The organism is Kitasatospora sp. NPDC085895, assembly GCF_040702125.1.
GTDB lineage: Bacteria > Actinomycetota > Actinomycetes > Streptomycetales > Streptomycetaceae > Kitasatospora > Kitasatospora arboriphila.
The window spans coordinates 1-24148 of sequence record NZ_JBFBJY010000099.1 but is presented as its reverse complement, the minus strand read 5'-3'; the positions used below and the strand labels follow the sequence as shown (position 1 = coordinate 24148).

At 73.4% G+C, this 24148-nt stretch carries 23 protein-coding genes and 2 pseudogenes; 14 read left to right on the top strand and 11 right to left on the bottom strand.

Going from position 1 to position 24148, the window contains the following annotated elements; translation table 11 throughout:
- Positions 1-101: 101 nt before the first annotated feature.
- The 3 genes from AB0442_RS36685 (at position 102) to AB0442_RS36675 (ending at position 2593) form a co-directional block, all read left to right on the top strand.
- Entirely contained in the window at positions 102-932 is an 831-nt protein-coding gene (locus AB0442_RS36685; RefSeq protein ID WP_366167884.1) for an enoyl-CoA hydratase/isomerase family protein, read from the top strand.
- Positions 933-1423: 491 nt separating this feature from the next.
- Entirely contained in the window at positions 1424-1777 is a 354-nt protein-coding gene (locus AB0442_RS36680; protein WP_344623480.1) for a hypothetical protein, read from the top strand.
- Between the two features lie 147 nt (positions 1778-1924).
- Positions 1925-2593 carry a glyoxalase gene (locus AB0442_RS36675; RefSeq protein WP_366167883.1) on the top strand — a complete coding sequence of 223 codons (669 nt, stop codon included), beginning with the start codon at positions 1925-1927 and terminating at the stop codon, positions 2591-2593.
- A 157-nt stretch (positions 2594-2750) separates the two neighbouring features.
- Here AB0442_RS36675 and AB0442_RS36670 read toward each other — a convergent pair whose 3' ends face one another.
- Positions 2751-3854 carry a right-handed parallel beta-helix repeat-containing protein gene (locus AB0442_RS36670; protein ID WP_366167882.1) on the bottom strand — a complete coding sequence of 368 codons (1104 nt, stop codon included), beginning with the start codon at positions 3852-3854 and terminating at the stop codon, positions 2751-2753.
- Positions 3855-4468: 614 nt separating this feature from the next.
- On the opposite strand from AB0442_RS36670, the gene AB0442_RS36665 reads away from it, so the two are divergent.
- The 3 genes from AB0442_RS36665 to AB0442_RS36655 all read left to right on the top strand — a co-directional run bounded on the left by AB0442_RS36665 (position 4469) and on the right by AB0442_RS36655 (position 7626).
- Positions 4469-5527 (top strand): methyltransferase, encoded by a 1059-nt coding sequence (locus AB0442_RS36665; RefSeq protein ID WP_366167881.1) that lies wholly within the window; start codon positions 4469-4471, stop codon positions 5525-5527.
- 1209 nt (positions 5528-6736) lie between these two features.
- On the top strand, positions 6737-7300 hold the full coding sequence (locus AB0442_RS36660; protein WP_366167880.1) for a sigma-70 family RNA polymerase sigma factor: 564 nt from the start codon (positions 6737-6739) through the stop codon (positions 7298-7300).
- Entirely contained in the window at positions 7297-7626 is a 330-nt protein-coding gene (locus AB0442_RS36655) for a hypothetical protein (protein ID WP_366167879.1), read from the top strand. Before AB0442_RS36660 ends, AB0442_RS36655 begins: the two co-directional genes overlap by 4 nt.
- Positions 7627-7708: 82 nt before the next feature.
- On the opposite strand, the gene AB0442_RS36650 is transcribed toward AB0442_RS36655, so the two are convergent.
- Positions 7709-8491, bottom strand: a complete 783-nt coding sequence (locus AB0442_RS36650) for an NAD(P)H-dependent oxidoreductase (RefSeq protein ID WP_366167878.1) — start codon at positions 8489-8491, stop codon at positions 7709-7711.
- Between the two features lie 139 nt (positions 8492-8630).
- On the opposite strand from AB0442_RS36650, the gene AB0442_RS36645 reads away from it, so the two are divergent.
- Positions 8631-9500 (top strand): helix-turn-helix transcriptional regulator, encoded by an 870-nt coding sequence (locus AB0442_RS36645; protein ID WP_366167877.1) that lies wholly within the window; start codon positions 8631-8633, stop codon positions 9498-9500.
- Here AB0442_RS36645 and AB0442_RS36640 read toward each other — a convergent pair.
- The 3 genes and pseudogenes from AB0442_RS36640 to AB0442_RS36630 form a co-directional block, all read right to left on the bottom strand.
- Positions 9466-10152 (bottom strand): alpha/beta hydrolase, encoded by a 687-nt coding sequence (locus AB0442_RS36640; RefSeq protein WP_366167876.1) that lies wholly within the window; start codon positions 10150-10152, stop codon positions 9466-9468. The genes AB0442_RS36645 and AB0442_RS36640 overlap by 35 nt on opposite strands.
- 95 nt (positions 10153-10247) lie before the next feature.
- Complete coding sequence (locus AB0442_RS36635; protein WP_366167875.1) at positions 10248-10697, bottom strand: multicopper oxidase domain-containing protein; 450 nt, start codon at positions 10695-10697, stop codon at positions 10248-10250.
- Between the two features lie 149 nt (positions 10698-10846).
- A pseudogene (locus AB0442_RS36630) lies at positions 10847-11596 on the bottom strand (multicopper oxidase domain-containing protein); the annotation flags it as partial.
- A 417-nt stretch (positions 11597-12013) separates the two neighbouring features.
- Between AB0442_RS36630 and AB0442_RS36625 the strand changes: the two are divergent.
- Positions 12014-12688 (top strand): DUF4232 domain-containing protein, encoded by a 675-nt coding sequence (locus tag AB0442_RS36625; RefSeq protein ID WP_366167874.1) that lies wholly within the window; start codon positions 12014-12016, stop codon positions 12686-12688.
- A 20-nt stretch (positions 12689-12708) separates the two neighbouring features.
- Here the strand turns inward: AB0442_RS36625 and AB0442_RS36620 are convergent, their stop codons facing one another.
- From AB0442_RS36620 to AB0442_RS36605, 4 genes are all read right to left on the bottom strand, one after another.
- Positions 12709-13869: a porin PorA family protein gene (locus AB0442_RS36620; RefSeq protein ID WP_366167873.1), complete on the bottom strand. Its 1161-nt coding sequence runs from the start codon at positions 13867-13869 to the stop codon at positions 12709-12711.
- A gap of 191 nt (positions 13870-14060) precedes the next feature.
- Entirely contained in the window at positions 14061-16289 is a 2229-nt protein-coding gene (locus AB0442_RS36615; RefSeq protein ID WP_366167872.1) for an FtsX-like permease family protein, read from the bottom strand.
- A complete protein-coding gene (locus tag AB0442_RS36610; RefSeq protein ID WP_344626345.1) occupies positions 16286-16975 on the bottom strand; it encodes an ABC transporter ATP-binding protein in 690 nt (229 codons plus the stop codon). The genes AB0442_RS36615 and AB0442_RS36610 overlap by 4 nt, the downstream gene beginning before the upstream one ends.
- Positions 16972-17496 carry a PadR family transcriptional regulator gene (locus AB0442_RS36605; RefSeq protein ID WP_344626346.1) on the bottom strand — a complete coding sequence of 175 codons (525 nt, stop codon included), beginning with the start codon at positions 17494-17496 and terminating at the stop codon, positions 16972-16974. Before AB0442_RS36605 ends, AB0442_RS36610 begins: the two co-directional genes overlap by 4 nt.
- Positions 17497-17726: 230 nt before the next feature.
- Between AB0442_RS36605 and AB0442_RS36600 the strand changes: the two genes are divergently transcribed.
- The 6 genes from AB0442_RS36600 to AB0442_RS36575 all read left to right on the top strand — a co-directional run bounded on the left by AB0442_RS36600 (position 17727) and on the right by AB0442_RS36575 (position 22364).
- Positions 17727-18017: a hypothetical protein gene (locus AB0442_RS36600; protein ID WP_366167871.1), complete on the top strand. Its 291-nt coding sequence runs from the start codon at positions 17727-17729 to the stop codon at positions 18015-18017.
- Positions 18018-18236: 219 nt separating this feature from the next.
- Entirely contained in the window at positions 18237-19169 is a 933-nt protein-coding gene (locus AB0442_RS36595) for an NAD(P)-dependent oxidoreductase (RefSeq protein WP_366167870.1), read from the top strand.
- Entirely contained in the window at positions 19166-20185 is a 1020-nt protein-coding gene (locus AB0442_RS36590) for an RNA polymerase sigma-70 factor (protein WP_366167869.1), read from the top strand. The genes AB0442_RS36595 and AB0442_RS36590 overlap by 4 nt, the downstream gene beginning before the upstream one ends.
- Positions 20182-20331: a DUF3040 domain-containing protein gene (locus AB0442_RS36585; RefSeq protein ID WP_366167868.1), complete on the top strand. Its 150-nt coding sequence runs from the start codon at positions 20182-20184 to the stop codon at positions 20329-20331. Before AB0442_RS36590 ends, AB0442_RS36585 begins: the two co-directional genes overlap by 4 nt.
- Before the next feature lie 495 nt (positions 20332-20826).
- Positions 20827-21795: an endonuclease/exonuclease/phosphatase family protein gene (locus AB0442_RS36580; protein ID WP_366167867.1), complete on the top strand. Its 969-nt coding sequence runs from the start codon at positions 20827-20829 to the stop codon at positions 21793-21795.
- A gap of 425 nt (positions 21796-22220) precedes the next feature.
- The gene (locus tag AB0442_RS36575) at positions 22221-22364 is read left to right on the top strand and encodes a hypothetical protein (RefSeq protein ID WP_366167866.1); all 144 of its coding nucleotides are present in this window, start codon (positions 22221-22223) and stop codon (positions 22362-22364) included.
- A gap of 309 nt (positions 22365-22673) precedes the next feature.
- Here the strand turns inward: AB0442_RS36575 and AB0442_RS36570 are convergent, their stop codons facing one another.
- Complete coding sequence (locus tag AB0442_RS36570) at positions 22674-23897, bottom strand: XRE family transcriptional regulator (RefSeq protein WP_366167865.1); 1224 nt, start codon at positions 23895-23897, stop codon at positions 22674-22676.
- Between the two features lie 133 nt (positions 23898-24030).
- A pseudogene (locus AB0442_RS36565) lies at positions 24031-24148 on the bottom strand (IS630 family transposase); the annotation flags it as partial.

The following is a 24148-nucleotide window of genomic DNA, read 5'->3' as shown; positions in this document are numbered from 1 at the left end:
CCACCTCATGGTCAACACGGCGCTGACCGGCGGGACCTACGACATCGACGGCGGGCAGCAGTTCGTCTCCTGACGACCACACCACGAGCAACGGAGCCGGCATGACCGCGGAGCAGTTCCACGTCGCCGAAGTCTCGCCCTCCTACTGGCGGGTGACCTTCGACAACGGCCCGGTCAACCTGATGGACCCGGACACGCTCGACCAGCTCGGCGCGCTCGTCGGGCGCATCGAGACCGACCCGCACCTCACCGTGGTCGTGTTCCGCAGCGAAACGCCCGGTTACTTCATGGCCCACTGGGACTTCAGGGCGGACAACGCCCGGGTCGCGGGCATGCCTCCCGGACCGACCGGCCTGCACCCGTACCTGGACAACTTCGTACGGCTCAGCAGGCTCCCGGCGGCGACGATCTCGGAGATCCGCGGCCGTACCCGCGGCGCCGGCAGCGAGTTCGTGCTCGCCACCGACATCCGCTTCGCCTCCGAGACGGCGGTCCTCGGCCAGTTCGAGGTCGGTGTCGGTGCCGTCCCCGGTGGCGGGCCCATGGCACGGCTCGGACGGCTGGTCGGTCGGGGCCGCGCCCTGGAGATCCTGCTCGGCGGCGACGACATACCCGCCGACCTGGCCGCCCAGTACGGCTACGTCAACCGCCTCGTCCCGGATGCCGAGATCGAGGAGTTCACCGACGCGTTCGCGCGCCGCATCGCGGCCTTCGACAAGGTGGCCGTCACCGGGACCAAGGAACTGGTCGACGTGGCCACCCTGCCCGAGGACGGCGAATTCGCTCCCGGTCTCAGGGCGTACTTCGCCACGGCCGGGCGCCCGGAACACCGGCCGTTCGTCCGGCGTCTGCTGGAGAACGGCCTGCAGCAGCCCGACGGCATCGAGAAGGACCTCGGCGCCGCCATCGGACGGCTTCGACAGCAGCCGTGAACGTGGCCACGCGGGGTGTCCCCCCGTGCGGGGCCGCCGGAGTTCCGGTCTGATGGATCTGCCGGGTCAGGACACCCGTGCACACCCCGGCAGGGAGGCACCAGCTGTGACCACGCCGACAGGAGACAGCGCCGCGGACACCGACTCGGGCCTGGCCGGACAGACCGTCGTGGTCACCGGAGCCGGGCGCGGCATCGGACTCGCGATCACCGAGGCGCTTCCCGCCGGGGAAGTAGAAGACATCCACACCCCGGTCGCGCGTCACCAGCACCCGGCCGCCACGCACCAGAACCCGGGCCACCTTCTCCGGAACGACCTCGACCGTCTCCACGACCGGACCCTACCCATCCCCAGCGACGCGACAACCGGGCCGATGCGCCCGTCGCACCCTTCGTGTCCGCAACGGCTGCCGACGGCATGGCGGTTGTCATGCCGTCAGCAGGGCAGGGGGCACTGCCGAGCGGGCGTCGCGGCCCCGTACGGTGGTGCCCATGACGAAGAACGAAGGGCGCGATGCCCGGCGGACGGACTTCCGGGTCAGCATCATCGGCGGCCACCGCCTGGGCGGTGCGGTGATCCAGGAGCGGACGTTGACCGCGTCCCTGGTCGGCGGCGCCGACATCGACCTGACCGATGTGGACATCCCGGACGGTGCGGAGATCCGGATCACCAAGCTGAGCCTGGTCGGGGGCGTGCGGCTGCGGGTCCGCCCCGACGTGCGGGTGAAGGTCGGCGGCCTCCGCCTCGGCGGGGTGAGCGACGACGGCCCGAGCGAGCCCGGTGGCCCGACCGTCCGGGTCGACGCCTGGGGGCTGGTCGGCGGCGTGCGCGTCGAGCGCGACTGAGACGGCCGGACGAGGCCCCGGTGCCGGTGGGCGTCTCCCCGCCGGGCCGGGCGCCCGGTGTCCAGGCGCGGTCCGGCCGGGGCACGACCGCAGCGCAGGACCGGTCAGGATCGGAGAAGCCCCGGCGGCCGCCCACCCCCTAGCGTGATGGTCATGGCAACCACCACTTCCCCCGCAACCGACACGGCCCTCGCGACCGTCACCGTCGAGGTGACCGACCTGGAGGCCGCCCGCCGCTTCTACAGCGCCTTCGGCGTGGACACCCTGGTCCGCCTCCGGGCGTCCGAGGCGCCCTCGACCGGATTCCGCGGCTTCACCCTGGCGCTCACCGTCTCCGGGCCCGCCACCGTCGACGGTTTCGTCAGCGCCGCCGTGGACGCCGGTGCCACGGTGCTGAAGCCCGCCACGAAGTCCCTGTGGGGCTACGGCGGCGTCGTCCAGGCCCCGGACGGGACGATCTGGAAGATCGCGACCTCGGCGAAGAAGGACAACGGCCCCGCCACCCGCGAGATCGACGAGTTCGTCCTGCTGATCGGCGTCGAGGACGTGAAGGCCACCAAGCAGTTCTACGTCGGCCGGGGCCTCACCGTGGCCAAGAGCTTCGGCGGCAAGTACGCCGAGTTCGCCTCCGGCGGGGCCGGCCCCGTGAAGCTGGCTCTGTACAAGCGCCGCGCCCTCGCCAAGGACCTCGGCGTCCCCGCCGACGGCACCGGCTCGCACCGCATCGCACTCGGCGGCACCACCGCCGACACCTTCACCGACCCGGACGGGTTCGTCTGGGAGGCCGCCGTGCCGTCCGCCCCGACGTCGTCCTGACGTCCTGCCCGGCCCGGCCCGGGGGCGTACCTGCCCCCGGGGTCGTCCTCCGGTCCGTTCCCCGGCCCTTCCCACCGGCAGCGACCGGCGGCGTCGAGGACGCACTGCCCCGCGTGCGGCTCCTCCGCTCGGCCGGACCGCCGGGACGTGCCGGTGGTCAGCAGCGGCCGGCGGGTTCGGAGACCGCGCAGTGGTTGCGGTCGAAGAGGTTGGTGCTGTCGCCCTCGCGGTCGACCAGGTCGGCGGGGGAGTTGCCGACGGCGTGGTTGGTCACGACGGAGTTCCGGGTGTTGTCCACGCCGACCAGGCTGTGGAAGAACACGATGCCACCGGACATCGGTGAGTCGCCCACGTTGTCGCTGACCTGGTTGCCCGTCACCGACACCTCCTCGGCACCGGTGAGGAGGATGCCCGTCCCCTGGATGTGGGGGAGCCGCCCGGCGGCCGGGCAGTACTTGTTGTTGGCGACGACCCGGTTGCGGGTGACGCTCAGCCGGCCCGCCCGGGGCACCGTCTCGTCACCGACGACGAAGACGCCGCCGCAGTTGCCCTGGACGTCGTTCTGTTCGACGTCGAGGTTGCGCAGACGGCGGACGGCTACGCCGATCCGGTTGTCGGTGAGCCGGTTGCCGCTGACCACGGTGCCGGCGGTGTCGATCGCGCCGCCGCTGCTGTCGCCCTCGGGGTCCACGATGTTGGCGAGGAAGATGCCGTACTGGCCGTTGCCGGTCGCCTCGTTGGCGACGATCACGGCCCGGGTCGACTTCTCCTGGCTGATGCCGTGCTGGCCGTTGCCGCGGAGGTGGGCGGCGCGCACGGTCATGCCGTCGGTCGCGGTGGCGTCGATGCCGTTCTTCCGGAAGCCGGCGACGGCGAGGTCTTCGACGGTGACACCGCCGAGCGGGTTCCGGTCGGTGCCGACGACGCAGATGCCGTGCCCGGCAGCGGCGCAGACGGTGTCGCCGGCGGTGCCGTCGGCGGCGTCACCCGGGGTGATGACGCTGTTCGGACCGGCGCCGCGAAGCGTGAGGCCGGCGGTGGTGATCCGGACGCTGCCGCGGTAGGTGCCCGGTAGCAGCTGGACGGTGTCGCCGGGGCCGGCCGCGTCGACGGCCTGCTGGATCGACTGGCCCGGCTGGACCACGTGCAGGCCGCCGGCCGCATGGGCCGACGGCGCCGCACCCAGAGTGGCCAGGACGGTGGTGAGGGTGGTGGCGGCGGCAGTGGCCGCGGCGAGGTGATGGACCCGTCGCGTGGGCATCTGTGTGACCTGCTTTCTTGCCGCGCTCTCGGGGATGCCGGCGCGGTGACACGGTGCGCAGAATGGGTGGCGGCCGCTGCGGCGGCCAGCCGGATCGACGCTACGGGCGCCGCCCGGGGCCCGCCACCAGGCTGGACCGTGGGGCTGACGACGTGTCGGCCGACGGTGTGAGCGCGGCCGCCGCGGCAGGCCGGGCGGGGTGCGGTTCACGGGGGCTCCACCCGGTCCGGGCGGCCTGCGACGGGCCACTTTCGGCGTAGTCGGGAGTACGGGCGGGTCGTTCGACGGTCACGCTGGGAAGGCCTACGTCGGGAGACGACCGGTGCACGGCCGCCACCCGCACTCGCCGCGCCGCCACATCCGGTGAGGCATCCCCGCGGCCACCGTCCGGAGATTCCGCCGGCCCGAGCCGGGTGCGTCCGCTCGCGCTGACCGGCGCGGCGGCAGGACCGGGAACCGCTCATCGGGACCGCACCGCAACCGTGGCGGCCCCGTGATCGCCCTGGTGTCGGACCGTTACTGCCAGTGACCACCCGTGTGATCCGTCATCGAACAACTCGGATGCGCCGCGCCCGAGGCGCGAGCAGCCGCTGTTCACACCAAGGAGAAGCCAAGTGCAGAACCGTGAGGTCCAAGAAGAGCGTGTCCTTCCGGACGCCCGCGAGGGCGCGGCCGAGCGCCCGCAGCAGAGGATGATGGATCTGCTGCACGGCGCCCTCGTCGCCCAACTTCTCGTGGTGGCAGCCGAGTTCGACATAGCGGAGCTCCTGGCGGACGGGCCGGTGCCGGTGTCGGAGCTCGCCCGCCGGTGCGGGGCGCACCCGCAGGCACTGCGCCGGGTGTTACGGGCGCTGGCCGCCCAGAAGATCTTTCGGGAGGTGGAGCCCGAGACGTTCGCCCTGACCCCGCTGGCCGAGACGCTGCGCGCCGAGGTGCCCGGGTCGGTGCGGAACTGGGTCAGGTTCTGGGGGCTGCCCGAGAAGCTTCAGGCCATCAACTCGCTGTCGTATTCGGTGCGCACGGGCCGTCCGGCGTTCCCGCACGTGCACGGTACGGACTGGTGGTCACACCTGGCCGCCCACCCGGAGCAGGCCGAACTCTTCAACGACGCGATGGGCGACATGGCCCGGCGGATCCACGCCGCGGCCGTGGAGAACTGCGACCTGACCGGCGTGGCGCAGGTGGTCGATGTCGGCGGCGGGCAGGGCCACCTGCTTGCCACGATCCTGCCGCGCTACCCGGAGCTGCGGGCCACCCTGCTGGACCAGCCGGCCGTGGTCCGGGGCGCGAAGGCGGTGCTGGAAGCGGCGGGCGTCGCCGACCGGGTCGACGTGGTCGGCGGGGACTTCTTCGACAGCGTGCCGCACGGCGCGGACGCCTACCTCCTGTCGATGATCCTGCACGACTGGGACGACCGGCAGTGCGTGGCGGTGCTCGGCCGCATCCGGCGGGCGATGGCACCGGATGCCCAGGTCATCGTCATCGACGCCATCATGCCGGAGGACGACGCACCGCACGACGGCAAGCTGCGGGACACCGTCATGATGGCGCTGCACCCCGGCCGGGAGCGGACCGAGGCGGAGTTCACCGCGCTGTTCGCCGCCGCGGGCCTGCGGCACGTCGCGACCACCGGGCTGGCCTCCTCGACGGGCCTGCTGGTCGCGCGGTCCTGACGGAGCCCGTGGCCGGTGCGCTGCGGCAGGCCCTGCCTCGCCGACCGGTGACGGGAAGCGCCGTAGGAGGACGCCGGCCTCAGGACCGGCGCCTACGGGGTACTGCCGCCCTGCAGTACCCGGGCCCGGCCCTGCCCCGGGCAGGTCTTCGAGGCCCGACCGCCGGAGCAGCTCGGCCCGGGCCGCACCGATCGCTTCGAACCGTGCGGCGAACACGCCGGGGTGCCGTGTGTCGAGTCGGGAGAGGACCGCCTCCGATTCGAAGAGCGGCTTCAGGGCGCCCTCGGCGTCGTCCTCCTCGCGGTAACAGGCGGCCATCGAGCCAGTCCTCGCCCACGTCGTTCGTGTCGCCCATGTACGTCCCTCCCCGACTCGCGCCGTTCGCAGGCGCGGTGACAGCACTGCGGGCGGTCCGCGACACGGAATCGGCGGGGCACCGGACCGTGACGACGCCATCGCGCGCCACGCGCGGTGTCCGCCGGATCACGACACCGGAGACGCCGGAGTCCGTACCGATCCGCCCGCGACGGCCGGCCTCCGCCGGGGTTGAGCAGGTGTACTCATGCAGGGCGGTTCGGGTGGCGGGCAAGGTGGTTGCGTCGGGCAGGTGCCCGGCGCCGGCCCGGTCGTCCGACCCGAGGGGATGACGTGAACGTTCCGCCCGCGTACGGTCCACCGCCGCCCGTGTACCGTCCCGTGCCGCGCCGGCCGGCCGAGATCGCCTTCGGCGTCGTCTCCGGGCTGCTCCTGCTCGGCGGCACGACGATGACTGCGGGGTTGTCGTTCGTGATGCTCTTCGTCCCCGACGGCTGCGGATCCTCGCCCGTGTCGGGCCGGCGCGTCTGCGACGGGACGGGCTACCTGGAGGTCTTGGCGGCGCCCTGGGTCTCGCTGGTCGCGGCCGTACTGCTGGCCGGACTCGGGATCGCACGGGCGCGGCGCCGCGGCCGGACACCGTGGCCTGCCCTGTTCCCGGCGGTGCTCGTCCACCTGGCCGGCCTCGGCTTCGTCCACACCTCCGTCCGGGGACGGGCCGGTCCGGACCGATGCCGATGCCGAATCCTTTTTCAGGGAGCGCCCCTCTTATGCACGTACGGAGGAACGTCGGAGAGGACCGGGAGGTCGCCGTGATCATCGGGATCGCTGCTGTCGCCACACTGCTGGTGCTGTGCACCTGCATGCTCGTGCTGCGCAGGCGGAGGAACGGACGTGGCTGACCGGACCGGCCACTGGCCGGGTGAGCAGCTGATCGTCGCGGCACAGGGCGGTGACCTCGACTCGCTCACCGCCCTGGTGTCGGGCGCGCACCCGAACGTGCGGCGGTTCGCGCACTCCCTGTGCGCCACGCCCGAGGACGCCGAGGACGCGGCCCAGGAGGCACTGATCATCCTGTACCGCAAGATCGGTACGCTCCGGGCCTCCGGCGCACTGGCCTCGTGGATGTTCCGCATCGTGCGCAACGAGTGCCTCCGGCACGCACGAGCGGTGCTGCGCGATCCGGTGCCTCCGCGGGACGGCTCCGTGCTGTCGGCCGAGGACGAGGTCCTGCAGCGGCTGGAGGCCGGCCGGGTGGCGGCGGCGATCGCCGCCCTCCCCGCCGATCAGCGCCGACTGCTCGTCATGCGCGACATCCAGGGCCTCAGCGGACGGACGGTCGCCGAGACGCTCGGCCTGAGCACTCCGGCGATGAAGTCGCGGCTGCACCGGGCCCGCTCAGCACTGCGACAGACGCTGCAGGCCTCACCCGACCTGACATCCGGGAGGATGCGATGACCGCAATCACCGACGGCACCGGTTACGCGAGCCGGTCCCTGCCCCGGCACCTGGTGCGCGGCGTGGTCGGATTCGGTTCGCTGATCGGCGCGTTCGCCCTCGTTCCGCTGATCGGGCCGGTCAGCCTGATCCTCCTGCCGGTCGGCGTCGTCGCCCTGCGCGGATGCCCGATGTGCTGGGCCGTCGGACTGATGCAGACCGTCTCGCAGGGCCGCCTGCGGCGCTCCTGCACCGACGGCCGGTGCACCCTGACCGTCGCCGCGCCCGACGGCACCCGGGGTGCCGCCGGGTCCGCCGGGCCGCGGAAGCACGGGGAGGGGGTGTAGCCGATCGAGGGGGCGGAGGCCCCTGTGCCGTCGAACGGGGTGCCGGGGCCGGGTCGGCCCCGGCCCCGCACGCCCGAGCCCGTCAGCGGCCGCGCACGTGCAGCCCGAAACCCGTGCGACCCTCGGGCTCCAGTCCCTCCTTCAGGTGCAGTGAGGGGATCTCGTAGTCACCGAAGTTCTGCCGCCGGAACGCGATCGGCTCGGTCGACTCCAGGGTCAGCAGACGCTGCCTCCAGGCCTCGGCGACCTGCGGGTAGTCCTCCGCGCGCATCCGGTCGGTGCCGTACAGCACGAACGGCGGCAGCACCTCGATCCCCGGGTAGTAGAGGATGCCGTGCTGGATCGGGAACAGTAGGTCGTCGATGGGCCCGTTGATCCCGCGAGCGGCGTAGTGCGACTCAGGGCCGCCGGTGGTGACGGACAGCAGCGCCCTCCGGCCCGCGAGGGTGCCCTCGCCGAAGCGCTCGCCGTACCGGGTGTCGCTGTGCTCGCCGACGCCGTACGCGAAGCGGTGGGTGAAGACCCGGTCCACCCAGCCCTTGAGGATCGCGGGGACGGTGTACCACCACAGCGGGAACTGGAAGATGATCGTGTCGGCCCACAGCAGCTTCTCCTGCTCGGCGAGGACGTCCGGGGTGAGCGCCCCGGCGTCGAAGGCCCGGCCCGAGTCCAGGGCGACCTTCAGCGGACGTGAGGCGTGGGAGCCGTAGTCCGAGGCGTCCACGACCGCCTTCCACTTCATCGCGTACAGGTCGCTCACCCGTACCTCGTGGCCGGCGCCCTCCAGGGTGGACACCGCGAGGTCCTTCAACGAGCCGTTGAGCGACTCCGGCTCGGGATGGGCATGGACGAGCAGCGTCTTCACGGGAACTCCTTCGGATCGGATGCCCCAGATCCTGGGCGCTGCGGCGCCCGGCGTTCAGGGACGGCTCTTCCGTCGGACGGGACTTCCTGGTAATCGCAGGGCCACCCTCGCGGGCGACGCCGGAGGCCATACTGGGCCCATGGACGATCTTGCGGGCTTCCTGCGGACCCGGCGGTCACGGGTCGACCCGGCCGCCGCCGGCATCCCCACCGACAGCCGCCGCCGCGTCGAAGGACTGCGCCGCGAAGAGGTCGCGCACCTGTCCGGGGTCAGCGTCGACTACTACGTCCGCCTGGAACAGGGCCGCGCGACCCAGCCCTCCGAGCAGGTCCTCGACGCGCTCGCCCGCGTCCTCGACCTCGACGAGACCGAACGCGAGCACCTGGACCGGCTCGTCCGGCAGCGCCGCCGCCGCGCGAAGGCACCGGGCACGGGGGTCCCCCCGGCCGGAGGCCGGGGGAGGATCCGGCCGGAGCTGCTGCGCGTCCTCGACCTGGTCACCGACGCACCCGCGCTGATCATGAACCACCGCCTGGACGTGCTCGCCGGCAACCGGCTCGCCGGGCTCCTCTACGGCCGGCCGCTGCAGGGCCTCAACGTGGCCCGGCACCTGTTCCTCGACGAGGGCGAGCGCGGCCTGTACGCGGACTGGGAGAACTGCACCCTCGACGTGGTCGGGCACCTGCGCCTGGCCGCCGGGAAGCACCCCGAGGACGCCCACCTGGCCTCGCTCGTCGGCGAACTGGCGATGGGCAGCGAGCGGTTCCGCCGACTGTGGGCCCGCGCGGACGTCCGGGCGCGCACCCACGGGCGCAAGGCGTACCGGCACCCGCTGGTCGGGCCGCTGGACCTGCACCAGGAGAACTTCGCGCTGCCCGACGAATCGGGGCTGGAACTCCTGGTGCTGTCCGCGGCACCCGGCGGCCCCGCCGAGGACGGGCTGCGCCTGCTGGCGGGCCTGGACGGGGACGGCGTTACGCCTCAACCGCCTTCGCGGCGTCGCGGATGACGTCCAGGACGAGGTCGGGGTGCGAGAGCATCGGCACGTGGCTGCTGTCGACCGCGTAGGTCTTGGCGCCCATGCGTTCCGCGGCGGCCCGCTCCAGGGCCGGGTTCACGGTGCGGTCGTCGTTCGCGACGATGTACCAACTCGGCTTCGTGCGCCAGGCGGTGCCGGGAACCTGCTGGGTGAACAGGTCGGGCACCGGCACGGCGCCGGTCGCGAGGACGAGCTTCCGCTCGGCCTCCGGCAGATCGCCGCAGAAGTCGCCGAGGCCCGACTCGAGGAGCCAGATGCGGCCGTCGGCGACCTCGATGTGCTCGAAGACGGGCGTGCGGGCGAACTTGTCCTGCTGGCCCTGCGAGGTCTCGTCCTCGTCGGGGGCGAGCGCGGCGATGTAGACCAGGGCGCCGACGCGGTCGTGGGTGCCGGCCTTGGTGATCAGGGTGCCGCCGTAGGAGTGGCCGACGAGCACGACCGGGCCGGGCACGTGATCGATGGACCGGGTCACGCAGGCGACGTCGCCCTCGAGCGAGTCGAGGCCGTGCTGCGAGGCGGACACCTGGTGGCCCTCGGCCTGGAGCGCGGGGATGAGCTTGTTGAAGCACGACCCGTCGGCCCAGAGTCCCTGGGCGAAGACGATGCTGGCCCTGCCTGCCATGGCTTCCTCCTCCAGGGTGGCGAGCCATGCCGTCATATCACGACGAGTGATCGAATGATCGCTCTTGGCGTCCGGCGGTTGTCGGGCAGTGGTTCTCACGGCGCCACGTAGTGGACGGTCTGCATCATGCCGAGGTCCTCGTGGTGGAGCTGGTGGCAGTGGGCGATGGTGCGACCGGTGAAGTCCTCGTACCTGACCGGGAAGGTGACGGAGCCTCCGGGCGCGCCGCCGGCGAGGCCGAGGGTGTCGTGCCAGACCGGCGGGTCCAGCCGTACGCCGTTGCGGTGGGTGAGGAGGACCTGGTTGGTGTGCAGGTGGAAGGGATGCTTGAACGCCGGGAGGGATTCGTCGGTCCGGACGGTCCAGCGTTCGACCGTGCCGAGGCGCAGGGTGTGGTTGGTGTGGGCGGGGTCGAAGAGGCCGTGGGCCGGGTCGCGGGTGGGATCGCCTCCGGGGTCGGCCGCGGGGGTCGCAGGGGTGCCCAGGATGCGGAAGGCGTTCGGGAACGCCCCGGTGAAGACGCCCGCATCGGTGTGGAAGACCACCTCCCGGTCCGCGTCGGGTCGGTGATGTCCTGCTCGTCGAGGAAGGGCCGGCCCGGTGGCAGTGAGGCCGGAAGCCGCATCGGCGGCCGCACGGGCGCTCCCGCGACCTCGATCGTCATCAGCGGTCCCGGCAGCCCGTCGGCCCGCAGCTCGTACCGGCCGGGCGCACCGCCCCGGATCAGCACGTCGGCACGGTTGCCCATGGCCAGGTCCACCGTCGTCCGTGCGACCGGGGCGCGGAAGGTGATGCCGTCCTGGGCGATCTGGTGCGGTGCCGTGTCTCCGGCCTCGCCGGTGACGGTGAGCCGCAGGGCGGCGAACGCGGTCACGGCGACCAGCCGCCACCGCTGCACCTCGCCAGGACGCAGCCGGAGGGCGGGGTTGACGGTGCCGTTCACGGTGAAGGTGGAGGGGACGCCGGCGGCGGACTCCTCCGGGGTGCGCGGGGCGAACTCCCGCAGCACGTTGTCGGCGTGCCCGGACGGGGAGACGTGCAGGCGGTGGGTGTGCGGGTTGAAGCTGTTGGGCCGGTGCGGGGTGTTGTGGCCGCCGCTGTGGGGCGGGCCGGGCGGCAGGCCGTTGACGTGCGTCAGCCTCAGGGTGTGACCGGCACGCACGCGCAGGGTCGGCCCGGGGATCGTCCCGTTGTAGGTACGGGTGGTGACGGGGCCGTAGCCCGGTACGGAGACGTCCGTGGAGCGGACGTCGAGCGTCTGCTCCGGCACCCACGATGCCGATCCGTGCACCGGCCGGGAAGCCACGACGGCCGGCTGCGGAAACGGCGTCGGTGCCGTCGCCGCACCCCGCCCGGCCGGGACTCCGCCGGAGCTCGCAGCGAGGGCCACGGCGGGGACGGCCCTGAGCACCGATCGACGGCTGATGCCGCGACCGTCTCCCATGGCCGGGCGGTCCAGATCAACCCGGCCGCACCGGGCAGCACGCCGCACGGAGGGTCCGTCACCACCGGCTTGCTGCAACGGGAACGGGGCCGAGGGCGTCGTCATGGTGCGCTCGCGGTGGTGTCGCGGTCCGTGGTCAAGGTCGTCCGGGTCACGGGTCTGTCCCGGTGGTCGGTGACGGCGCGGCCGGTGTGCGGCGGTGCACGGCGGTGGTGCGATGCGGCGTCGGGGCAGGTCGGCGGCGGGGTGAGGCGCGGTGCGGCGGGCGGTGGCGCGGGTCGTTTCCATCCGTACATGTCACAGCACTGTCCTGGGGGCGTCCCGGGCGGAACGGTTCATCGGGGCGGCCGGTCCTGGTCTTCGGAAACCCGCTCGCACCGAGCACCAGGCTCTGCCGCCTCCTGGAGGAAAATCACCATGCGCGTCCGCAAGCTCGCCTTCGCCGCCCTGGCCGTCACCGCCGCACTCTCGCTCACCGCGTGCCAGGACGACGGGGCGGGCACCGCACAGGGAGCCCCGACCGCGTCCACCGGCACCGCCCCCGGCGGTCTCCCGGCCTCGGGCGGTCCGGCCTCGGGCGGTCCGGCCTCGGGCGGTCCGGCCTCGGCAGGGCCGGGAAAGGGCAGCACGGCCTCCACCGCCGCACCGGCCGGTTCCACCGGGCCCGGGAAGCCTGCCAGGTGCCGGACGGCCGACCTGACCATCACTGCCGCGGACCGCACCATCTCCGGTGACCCCGACAACACCGTCGTGGTCGAGCTGAAGAACCACAGCGGCAAGGACTGCACGCTCGCCGGGTACGCGGGCGTCGACCTGAAGACCTCCGCGGGCACGCTGTCCGCGAAGCGCTCCGGCGAGCCGGTCGTCACGGGCGTCGTGAAGAACGGCAAGTCGACGTACTTCGGCATCAGCTACCCGGCCAACACCTCGGGCGGCTCCGGCGTCCGGATCACCGGTCTGGTGGTGACCCCGCCGGACGAGACCCACCCGGTCACCCTGCCCTGGCCGGGCTCCGGCTCGCTGCCCGTCACGGACGGCAGCGGATCCCCGGTGAAGATCGGCCCGATGGGAAGCGCCGGCCAGGGCGAGTGACCGCGGGCGCCCCACCGGTCCTAGGCGACGCCGCCCGGCCCGGTGGGCGGGGGCGGGCCGGTGGGCGGGTTCGGTCCCGGGGTGCCACCGGGTGCGCCCGGAGTGGTCGGTGCGCCCGGAGCGCCGGTCGGTGCGGTCGGTCCGGCCGGGGCTGCGCCGCCGCGGCTGCCCCGGCGCCGGAGGAGGAGGGAGACGGCGACCAGCACCGCGCCGACCACGCCCAGCACGACGGGCAGGGTGGTGCCGAGGAGCGAGATGGCGTTGCGGCCGTCCTTGGCGTCGTTCGCGGCGTCCTGCACGGAGGCGGGCGTCTGCCGGTACGAGACGTCGGAGACGGGCAGCAGCGGGAGGAAGGCGCCGTCGCCCGGGGCGACGACCCCGGCCGTGCGCTGCTGGGAGCGCTGGGTGTCGACCACGATGCCGGTCTCGGGCTCGATCCAGAACGTGTCGGCGCTCTGGAGCGTGTAGGTCAGCGGGACGGGGTCGGGCAGCGTCGGCAGCAGCGCGGCCAGCTTCTGCTTCGCCTCGGCCGAGAGGGTGCCGACCTGGGCGACCAGCGCCAGGGTGCTCTTCGGGACGGCCGGCGGGAGCCCGGCGAGCACCTGGGCGTCGGTGATCCGGGTGGCGGGCAGCCTCGCCAGGTACACGTAGGTGCTGACGCCGGACCTGCTCTCGGTACGCGCGTACGTCAGCGGGGTCGTCGTCCCGGTCTCCGGCCGCCAGCCGGTGTACGTCTGCTTCTTCGCGCCGATCGGCCAGCTGACCGTCAGACCCTTGGCGTCGACCACCGTCCAGCCGGACGGGTGGTCGGTGGTCGCTTCGAGGGTCTTGCGGTCGACGGCGTACTGCCAGGTGGTCTTCTCGACCGCGCGGCCGGCCGCGGTCGTCGTCCGGCTGTCGCTGACCAGGGCGGTGTCGTCGGAGGTCTCCAGCACCTTGACGGTCCGTTCGACCGCCATCGGGACGTCCCGTTTGACGGCCGAGAGCAGGTTGCCCTTCGCCACCTCCTGGGCGTCGAGCAGGGTCTTGAAGCTGCCGGTGTAGGAACGGGTGACATCGGTGTCACCGGGTAGCCGTTCCACGTAGGTGGGCGTGACGAAGAACGTGAGGACGAACGCGCCGGCGATCAGCACCAGACCGACCACGACGCCGACGCCGCGGAGCACCATGTTCGTCCGCATGATCCGCTCTCCCACTGGACTCGATCCGTGCCGCTCCTGTCCGGCCCAGTGTCAGCTCGGCCGGGCATCCGCGCCACAGCAGCGCCCCGGGCCGCCGAGTGCGCGCAGGTCCGTTCGGCTTCGCTCCCCGATGGGTGGCGCCCCCCGGGTCGGCCCGGCCCTCCCGGGCCGGGGGAGGGCCGGGCCGGGGGTCAGCCGTTGCGGGCCGCCTCCGGGCCGGTGATCCGCCGGAGCAGGGGCAGGGTCGAGGCGATGATCCCGAGGGAGGCGACCAGCCCGACCACGACCAGGGCGTAGTACACGGCGCCCGGCGACACGAGCGTGTAGTGCATCTGGGAGGTCAGGAACAGGTGTGCCGACAGCAGGCCCGTCCCCGTCGCCACCACGGCGACCACCACCAGCGGCAGCGCGCTCTCCAGGGCCACCACCGTCCGCAGCAGGCCCAGCGGCGCCCCGCCGAGCCGCAGCAGCGCGAACGGCCGCCTGCGTTCGGAGAGCCCGGCGACCACGCTCACCGCCAGGCTGCAGCCCGCGATCGGCAAGGTGGTGAGGATGACCACGTTCGCCAGCTGCCGGAAGCCGGCCAACTGCCGCTGCTGGTCGCTGCCCCAGTCCTTCACCATCCGTGACTCGTGGTCGGGGAAGGCCCGGCCGAGCACCGTCCGCACCCGCTCCGTCGCGGCCGTCGACCCGTCGGTCGTCACGTAGACCATCTGCACGGGCAGCGCCGCCAGCCGGGCCGGGGTGACGGGGGCGGTGGGCCACTGCCGGGCCTCCGCCGTCCGCAGGTCGACGAACTGGTACATCGGGACGGCCGCGACCTCCGCCCCCGGTGCGCAGCCGCCGACCACCGGGGTGTCCGCGAGTTCGGAGCAGAGCACCAGGGCCGGCGCCCACGGCCGCGGATCGGCCGGATCGGCCGCCACCCGGGCCGGGTTGGCGTGCACCACCACCGCGCCGCGGTACCCGGGCACCGCCTGCAACCCCGCGAGCACCGCCTCCGGCACCCGGTCCGCCATCGGCGGGTCCTCCAGCAGCGCACCGTGCTGCACCGCCGCGCGGGTCTGCGGATCGCCGCTCAGCACACCGCGGTTGGCGTTGATGGTGCCGATGATCCCGACGGTCGCGCTCGTCACGAAGAGTGCCAGCACCAGGCCGCTCACCGACCGGAAACCCGCCTTCGGGTCGTCCGCCAGCCGCCGCACCGCGATCAGCGAGGCCGGACGCGAGGTCCGCCGGGCCACCAGCCGCGCCGCGGCCATCGTCAGCCACGGCCCGGCGACCACCAGGCCCAGCATCACCAGCACGAACCCGGACAGGTACGCCCAGGTCTGGCCGTCGGTCGTCTCCGGCCGCCGGCCCACGAACCAGGCCAGCTCGCCGATCCCGGCCGCCAGCGGCAGCAGCCGCCACGCCTGCGGCGGCCGCGGCGTCACCCGCCGGCTGACCCCCAGCGGCGACACCGAGACCCGGCGCAGCGCCAGCCGTGCCGACACCGCCGCCGCGACCGGCACGCCCAGTGCCACCGCGAGCACCTGCACCACGTGCAGGGTCAGGTCGTCGGTGAAGTAGCGGTCCCCGGTGAACGGCACCTGCGCCACCAGGGGGCGGAGCGCCGCGAACAGCGCGAAGCCCGCCGCCGTGCCCGCCACCGCCGCCAGCGTCGACTCCACCGCCGAGATCAGCGCCACCTGGCCGGGGGTCGCGCCCACCAGCCGCATCGCGGCGAACCGCTGCTCGCGGCGGGCCGCCGACAGCCGGGTCGCCGTCCCGATGAACACCAGCACCGGGAAGATCAGCGCCCCCGCGACCACGGAGAGGATCAGCGTCATCGCGTCGCCGCGCACCCCCGCGCCCGGGCAGTCGCCGGCGCACTTCGCCGGCAGGGCGTCCGCGATCGTCGTCACCGGCCGGGCTCCGGGCGCCGCCCGGAGCCGGTCGACCGGGCGGCCCACCACCGCGATCAGCGAGTCCGGCGAGGCCAGCGCGGCATCGCCGAGCACGCCGGCGAGCCTGCCGGGGAACCGGTCGCCGAGTTCGGCGGAGGGGACGGCCGCCACGAGCTTCACCAGCGCGGGCGATGCCCAGTACTCTCCGGGTGCCGGAAGCGCCGTCATCCCCGGCGGCACCGGTGAGGTGGGGCCGGTCGCGGCCACGTCCACCTCGAAGATCGGCTTGCCGTCGTAGTGGTCGTCGTGGGCCCGCCACCACAGCGGGTCGACCGGGGCGCTCGCCGTCCGGGCCGCCGCACCGGTGTTCCACCACAACTGCCGTTCGTTGGAGGAGTCGACGGCGTTGATCCCGGCCAGCGTCGACAGCAGCAGCGCCACGCCGACGGCCACCGCCGCCGCGATCGAGACCAGCCGGGCCAGCGCCTCGCGTCCGCCGCTCACCGGGAGCCGCAATGCCAGCGCGATCACGACGCGATCCGATCCACGGGGAGCGAGGTCACCCGGCCGTCCCGGACGACCGCCTCGCGGTGCGCGTACGCCGCCACTCGCGGTTCGTGCGTCACCAGGACCACGGTGGTGCCCTGTTCGCGTGCGGCGCCCACCATCAGCTCCATCACCTGCTCGCCGGTCAGCGAGTCCAGCGCGCCGGTCGGCTCGTCGGCGAACAGCACCCGCGGGCGGGTCACCAGGCCGCGGGCCAGCGCCACCCGCTGCGCCTGGCCGCCCGACAACTCGCCGGACCTGCGCCGCTCCAGGCCGTCCAGGCCGAGCCGGGCGAACCACGGGCGGGCCTCCGCGAGCGCCGCCGCGCGCCGGGTGCCGCCCAGCAGCAGCGGCAGTGCGACGTTCTCCTCGGCGGTCAACTCCGGTACGAGCTGGCCGAACTGGAAGACGAAGCCGAAGCCGTCGCGGCGCAGCGCGCTGCGCTCGGTCTCGCCGAGACGGTCGATCCGCCGGCCGTCGAAGTGGATCTCGCCGGAGTCCGGGGTGAGGATGCCGGCCAGGCAGTGCAGCAGCGTGGACTTGCCGGAGCCGCTCGGCCCCATCACGGCGAGGATCTCGCCCGCGCCGACCGCGAGGTCCGCGCCGCGCAGCGCCGGGGTCTCGCCGAAGGCGAGGTTCACCCCGCGGGCCTCGATCAGGGCGTCCGTCATGGCCGCACCGCCTGGGCGATCGCGTCCAGCCGGGCCGCGGTGAGGTCGATCCAGCGCAGGTCGGCCTCCAGCCGGAACAGCCCGTGGTCGGCCAGCAGGGCGTCCAACAGGGCGCCACTGCGGCGCAGTTCGGTGAGTTCGCGCATCCGCTGCATGTGCGCCGCACGCTGGGCGTCGAGGTACTGCTCGGCGTCCCGGCCGAGCATCAAGGCCAGCACGACCTTGGTGAACAGGACGGTCTGCAGGGTGGGTTCGGGGGCGACGGGCTCCGCGAGCCAGGTCTCGAACTCCGTCACCCCCGCCTCGGTGATGACGTACCGCTTGCGCTCGGGGCCGCCGCCGGGCTCGGCCTCGCCGGCCACCACCTTGCCGTCCCGTGCGAGCCGGCTCAGCGTCGCGTAGACCTGCCCGTACGGCAGCGGCTTGTCGCGCCCGAACAGTGCGTCGTAGTCCCGCTTGAGGTCGTATCCGTGGCTGGGCTCACGCTCCAGCAGCCCGAGAAGGGTCAGGGGAACACTCATGGGACGACCATACCCCAGGCGTATACATCGAGTGTATACATCGAGAGGATTCGCATCGGGGTCGAAGCCCGGACGGCGGCTGAGCCCTTCGGGCACCGTCGACGGGGTCCAACGGCCCACCCGCTCCGCCCCGCAGGCCCTGTCGGACGGCCCCCGCCCGGCCGAGGATCGAGGCGAAGGCGGGACGCCCTCCCGCCGCGCGTCCCACGGGCCGAGGAGCAGTGAGCATCATGGACGAGATCGGCCGCGCAGGGTGGCTCACCATCGGTGTCACCGGCATGGCGCTCGCCGGCGCCGGGCACGCCCTCGCCGGGCTGGGCCACATCGCCAGGGACATGGTGCGCTCACCCGCCACCGAGAACGGCGAGCCGGTGCGGGACGGGTCGACGCTCCGGACGGACAGCGGACCGGGCGGCTGGGTCCTGTTCGGCGCCCTGATCCTGGCAGGCTGGGCCGCCTATCACGCCATGTCCGGTACCGAGGCGATCGTCAAGGAGATCCTGCACACCACGGGGCCGTGACCCGGTCGCCCGCGCGCCGCTGACCGGGACGGCACCGGCGGCAGGCCGCCGCCCGGCTGCTCGGCGCACCCCCCCGGACACCGGACGCCGCCGCGCCGACCCGGAGGACCGGCCGGGCTCCCGCGGACGACCACGAATCCGCCCGGCCGTGTCACAGACGGCCGGGCTGTCTCGTCCCGGGTTCGGAAGCGACGTTCCGAACCCGGGAGGCAGAGGGTCATGCGTGTGTTCGTGGCAGGTGGGAGCGGGGTCCTGGGGCGGCGGCTCGTCCCGCAGTTGGTGGCCCGGGGGCACCGGGTGACGGCGACGACGACGAGCCCCGCCAAGCTGGGCCTCGTGCAGCGCCTGGGCGCCGACGGCGTCGTGATGGACGGGCTGGACCCGATGGCGGTCGGTGAAGCGGTGGCCGTGGCCCGGCCGGACGTGATCGTGCACCAGATGACCGCGATCTCCCCGGCGCACGCGGGCAAACCCGACATCAAGCACCCGGACCGCTGGTTCGCCCGGACCAACCGGCTGCGCCGGGAGGGCACCGACCACCTGCTCGCCGCGGCCGAGGCGACCGGCGTTCCGCACGTCGTCGCGCAGGGCTACGCCAGCTGGAACGGCCACCCCGGGGGCAGCTGGGTGAAGACCGAGGACGACCCGCTGAACCTGATGGCGGGGACGGCGGCGCAGGCGGGACTGGAGGCGCTGCGCCACGCCGAGGAGGCGGTGCTCCGCGCGGGCGGCGCGGTGCTCCGGTACGGCGCGTTCTACGGGCCCGGTGCCGTCGACGACCAGGTCGAACTGATCCGCAAGCGGCAGTACCCGCTGGTCGGCCACGGCACCGGCCACAGCTCGTGGGTGCACCTGGACGACGCGGCGAGCGCCACCGTGCTGGCGGTGGAGCAGAAGGTCCGGGGCGTCTTCAACATCGTGGACGACGAACCGGCACCGGCGAGCGAATGGCTGCCGCACCTGGCCCGGTGCGCCGGGGCGAAGCCGCCGGTGCGGGTGCCGGTGTGGCTGGCCCGCCTGCTGGCCGGCGACCAGGCCGTGGCGATGATGGTCGACGGACGGGGCTTCTCCAACGCCAAGGCGAAGCGGGAGCTGGGCTGGGAGCTGCGGTACCCGTCGTGGCGGCAGGGCTTCGCGAAGGAGCTGGCGTGAGTGCGCGCAGCGGCGGCGGCACGACCAGGGCGGAGGAGTTCGAGGAGCTGCGGCCGCTGCTGTTCTCGATCGCCTACCGGATCCTGGGCAGTGTGGGCGAGGCCGAGGACGCCGTCCAGGAGACCTGGCTGCGCCACGCGACCGCCGACACCCGGCCCGTGTCGACCAAGGCGTTCCTGGCGTCCGTGGTGACCCGGATCTCGATCGACGTGCTGCGCTCCGCCCGGGTCCGGCGCGAGGCGTACGTCGGGCCGTGGTTCCCCGAGCCGCTGCTGACCGACCCCTACGAGGACCCGGCGCGGTCCGCCGAGCTGGCCGATTCGGTGTCGACGGCGGCCCTGCTCCTCCTGGAACGGCTGAGCCCCCCGGAGCGCGCGGTGTTCGTCCTGCGGGAGGTGTTCGGCTTCGGCTTCCCCGAGATCGCGTCCGCGGTGGGCCGGACGGAGGCGGCCTGCCGCCAGCTCGCGGTGCGGGCACGGCGCCACATGGACGCCGGACGCCCCCGCTACGAGGCCGACCGCCGGGAGCGCGCGGAGCTCGCCGACCGGTTCCTCGGCGCGATCCGCGAGGGGGACGTCGAGGCGCTGCGCGAACTCCTGGCCGCCGACGCGCAGCTGGTCGGCGACGGCGGCGGGAAGGCACCGCAGTGGGGCGGCGGGGTCTACGGCGCCGACGAGGTGGCCGAGGTGCTCGCCGCGGTCGTCCCGTCCTTCCTCGCGATCGGCGGCGTGGTGGAGCCGCACACCGTCAACGGGCAGCCCGGCGCGATCGTCCGCGACCGGGACGGCAGGGTCGTCAGCACGCTGGCGCTGGACGTCCTCGGCGGCCGGATCCAGACGATCCGCTCGGTGCTCAACCCCGACAAGCTCGGCCACCTCGGCCCCGTCGCCGACGCCTGGACGGTCGTCCGCGAGACCACCGCGCGGGCCCGCCGGCCGGCGGAGCAGTCCGACCGGCCGCCGGACCGTGCCGGCGGCCACCCGCTCCGACCCGATCGAGGAGGCAGGCAGGCGTGAGCACGCCGCTGACGGAGTACGGGGCGCGGACCCTCGACCGGATCGAACGCCACCTGCGCTGCACCGACCCGGCCCTGGACGGGCAGCTCGGCCGCCGCCGCTCGGTCCGCCGCCTCGGCCGGCGTCCGCGCGTTCCGTCACACTGACCGCACTCGGTCTGACCACCAGTCAGGCCGCCGCCGCTCCCACCCGCGCTCCGCGCCCCCGGTGCGAAGGGCTGGCGGGTCATCGGCGAGGACCTGCCCACCACCACGGTGATGCAGCTGAGGACCGGCCCCGACGGGCAGCTCTACGCCGCCACCCACGGCCGCGGCATCTGGTCCTTCGACCTGCGCCGCCTCGGCCGGGGCCACCGCGGCACGGAGGACTGACCGGGCCCGTCCCGGTGGTGTCCGGCCCGCTCCACGGGTGGGCCGGACACCACCACCGCCGTCAACTGTGACGGAACGTCACAGATCGCGGGGAGAGCGGCGGTTGATCGTCACCATGTGTGACAGCGGTTGTGCGGCCCGGTGCGCGGAGGAGAATGGAGGAGCGGACGTACGAGGCCCTCGTCTCCCCGCCCCTGCGTGCGTGGTGCCGAGGTGTCCTGCCACCGGTCCGGCCGCCCGCGATCCCGATCGACGGCGGAGGAGACAGCCGTGATCACCATAGGAACCTGGAACGTGGAGAACTTCTGCCGCCCGCTGCCGGCCGGCAGCCCGCCCGATCCGGACAGGTGCGCCGCGAAGGACCCGGCGACCTACGAGGCCAAGGTCGAAGCCCTGGCCGGCGTCGTCTCCGAGATCGCACCGGACCTGCTCGGCGTCCAGGAGGTCGGCAGCCAGGAGGCCGTCGACGACCTGGTGGCGAAGCTGCCCGGCACCTGGCACACCGCGGTGTCGACCCACCCGGACCGGCGCGGCATCCGTGTCGGCGTCATCAGCCGCTGGCCGCTCCTCGACGTCCGGCAGTGCGCCGACTTCCCCGAGCGCCTCGCCGCGGTGCAGGTCGAGGACGAGGGCAGCCCGATCCGCGAGATGGGCCGCGGCGGCCTCGCCGTCCGCGTCGAGCCCGCCCCCGGGCAGAGCCTGGACGTCGCCGTCTGCCACCTCAAGTCGAAGCTGCTGACCTTCCCCGGCAACCGGCACAGCACCCACGACGAGGGTCTGCGCGCCCGCTACGCCGCCTACGCGCTGTTCCGCCGCGGGGCCGAGGCCGTGACCGTGCGCGCCCTGGCCGACGACCTGCTGCAGGGCGACGGCACGCACCGGAACGTGATCGTGCTCGGCGACCTCAACGACGAGTGGAAGGCCGCCACCACCCAGATCCTCTACGGCCCGCCCGGTTCCCAGATCGGCACCGGCGGCTTCGACCACCCCGACCAGGGGGACGCGGCGCGGCTGTGGAACCTCGCGCCGCGGATCCTCGAACAGGGCGGCTACTCCCGTGTCTTCGAGGGCCAGCACGAACTGATCGACCACATCCTGATCAGCCACGCGCTCCTCGGGGCACTCCGGACGGTGTCGACCGGCAACGAGAAGCTGCCCAGCGTCACCGAGGCCCGGCCGGCCGCCCCGCACGACCGGCCGTCCGACCACTCGCCCGTCGTCGCGACGTTCGAGCTGTAGCCGCGGGCCCTCCTCAGCGGCACCCTGCCGCACGGCGGCGTCGTGATCCGGGACGCCGCCGTGCGGGCGGTGGGCGCGTCACCCGGCCGCGACGGCGGGCGGGTGACGGTGTCGGGTCGTGGCGGCCCGTTCAGGCGGACGCGTGCTCCGTGAGGAGGGTCCGCAGTTCCCGGTCGTGGCCCGCACGACGCCCGGCAGGTCCGGTCGGCCCGGGTCGTCGATCCATCGCGCGAAGGCGACCTTGAACACGGCGATCCCCGTCTCGGCGGCCAGGCTCGCCGGCCCCGCGCTCGCGGGATGATCCCTCCTCATGGAGCTGATGATGCTTCGCGTCCGCCTCGGCCCCGCGCTCGCGGGGATGCTCCGGCAAGGTCGGCCGGACCGTCGTGCGGGACCTGCCGGCCCGCGCTCGCGGGGATGGTCCCATGCCGAGCATCAGCATGCCGGCCGTGCGCACCTCGGCCCTGCGCTTGCGGGATGCTCTCGCCGCGGTGACCCTGACCGGCACCCTGCAGAACATCGGCCCCGCGTTCGCGGGGATGGTCCCGTCCTCCCGACGGACGTCGTGATCCCCAAGAACTCGATCCCGCGTTCGCAGGGATGGTCCCTGAGTGACCAGCTCGGTGTTCGTCCGGCTGTCCTTGGCCCCGCGCTTGTGGGGATGATCCCGTACCGGGGACGGTGGACATCCTGGTCGAGGGCTCTCGGCCCTGCGCTTGCGGGGGATGCTCTGCTGCCCTGGGACGAGGATTAGATGAGCCCCGCCCCCCACGGGATAGCTCCGGCTAAGACGCGCCTGGGGGTGCCGTCAGCGCGTCATCGGCAATGGCTTCCGCTCAGAGGCAACGGCACCACCACCACGTACCTGATTTCCCCTGTCAGGCCACCCGGAGGGAACGGAGGTGGCCGAGGAAGTCCTCGGCGGCGCGTTGCCCGGAGTACTGCTGCTGCAAGACGGTACCGAGATCCTCGGAGACCATGACGAGCGAGGGGATGGAGCGGCGGGGGCCGCCGAGAGCCTGCTCGCCGTAGGAGACAGCGGTCTCGAGGTCGCCGGCGCGGGCGGCGACGACGCCGAGGGTGACCCGCGCCTCGGCGTTGCGCATCGGTGCGCGTTCGGTGCCGTCGTAGTCGGTGCCCGCCCGCAGTACCTCGCGGGCAAGCTGCTCGGCGAGCCGGTCCTCGCCGACGCGGCGGTAGCAGTCCATCCGGTAGAAGTCGTACTTCGCGGGGTCGACGACGAAGTGGCTCTCGATGTTGTCGGGGTACGGCATGTCCTCGAGCAGACGCCGGCCGGCGTCGAGGGCGACCTCGGTCTGCTGCCGATCGCCGAGGCGGGCCCAGGCCTTGGCCTTTTGCGCGTACAGCTGCACGGCGACGGACTGAGCGGGCGCTGAGGCGATGCCGCTGTCAGCGGCCTGGAGGACGCCACGGTAGTCGCCGCCGGTCAGGCACATCCAGGCGCGGATCTCGTGCGCCCACCCGGCGATCGCCGCGTGCCCGGCCTCCTCGCCGATGGACAGGGCGGCGCGGCGGGTGGCCTCCGCGGTGTACCGGTCGCCGGAGTCGTACTCGACACAACCGACGAGCAGGGTGAGCATGTCGGCCTGGACGAGGAGCTCGCGGTGCTGGGCGAGGGAGAGACGCTGGTGTTGCATCCCGGCAATCCGACCCAGCCATTGCCGGCCTTCGGCAAGGAGCTGGTCGGAGGGCATGTAGGCGTACTCAGTGCACAGCCGGTCGACGGTGATGGTCAGAGCGTCGAGGGTTGCCTGGTCGATGTCGCTGGCCCGTAGGCGGGCGACGATGTCGGCAGTATCCATCCCGGCAACGTAGATGATCTCCGCCCCGCCGTCGCGCCGCCCCGTCTTCGGGAAGAAGGCGTGCGTAGTGGTCCCGAACGTGCGCGCGATAAGGGCCTGGTAGTCGCGCGGGAACGCCTCGCCGGCCTCCCACCGCTTCCACATGCGCAGCAGACTCGGCGCCCCGGGCAGCGGCTGGGTGCTGTGGGCGCGGAGGGTGTCGATGGCGTCGGTCTGAGACCAGCCGCGGGCGGCCCGCTCGCTGACCATGCGCTGCGCCCATGACGGCCTGTCGTCCATGGTGCCCTCCGCTCCCAGGGTGGCCGTTTGGGTTGTGGCCACCGTTGCCGAGTCGAGTGTTCCACGCTTGGCCTGTGGGGGAGCGGGGCAGCGAACTCGAGGGGGGTGACATTCGAAGTGTCACCCCTATTGATCAGAAACTCAATTGGTTCTCGCCGAGGGTGTAGCGCACGTGCGGACCGTGGAAGTAGCCGCGGACGATGTGGGGCTGGCGCTGGCGCCGGCGGAAGAAGCGTCGTGCTTCAGCCGCG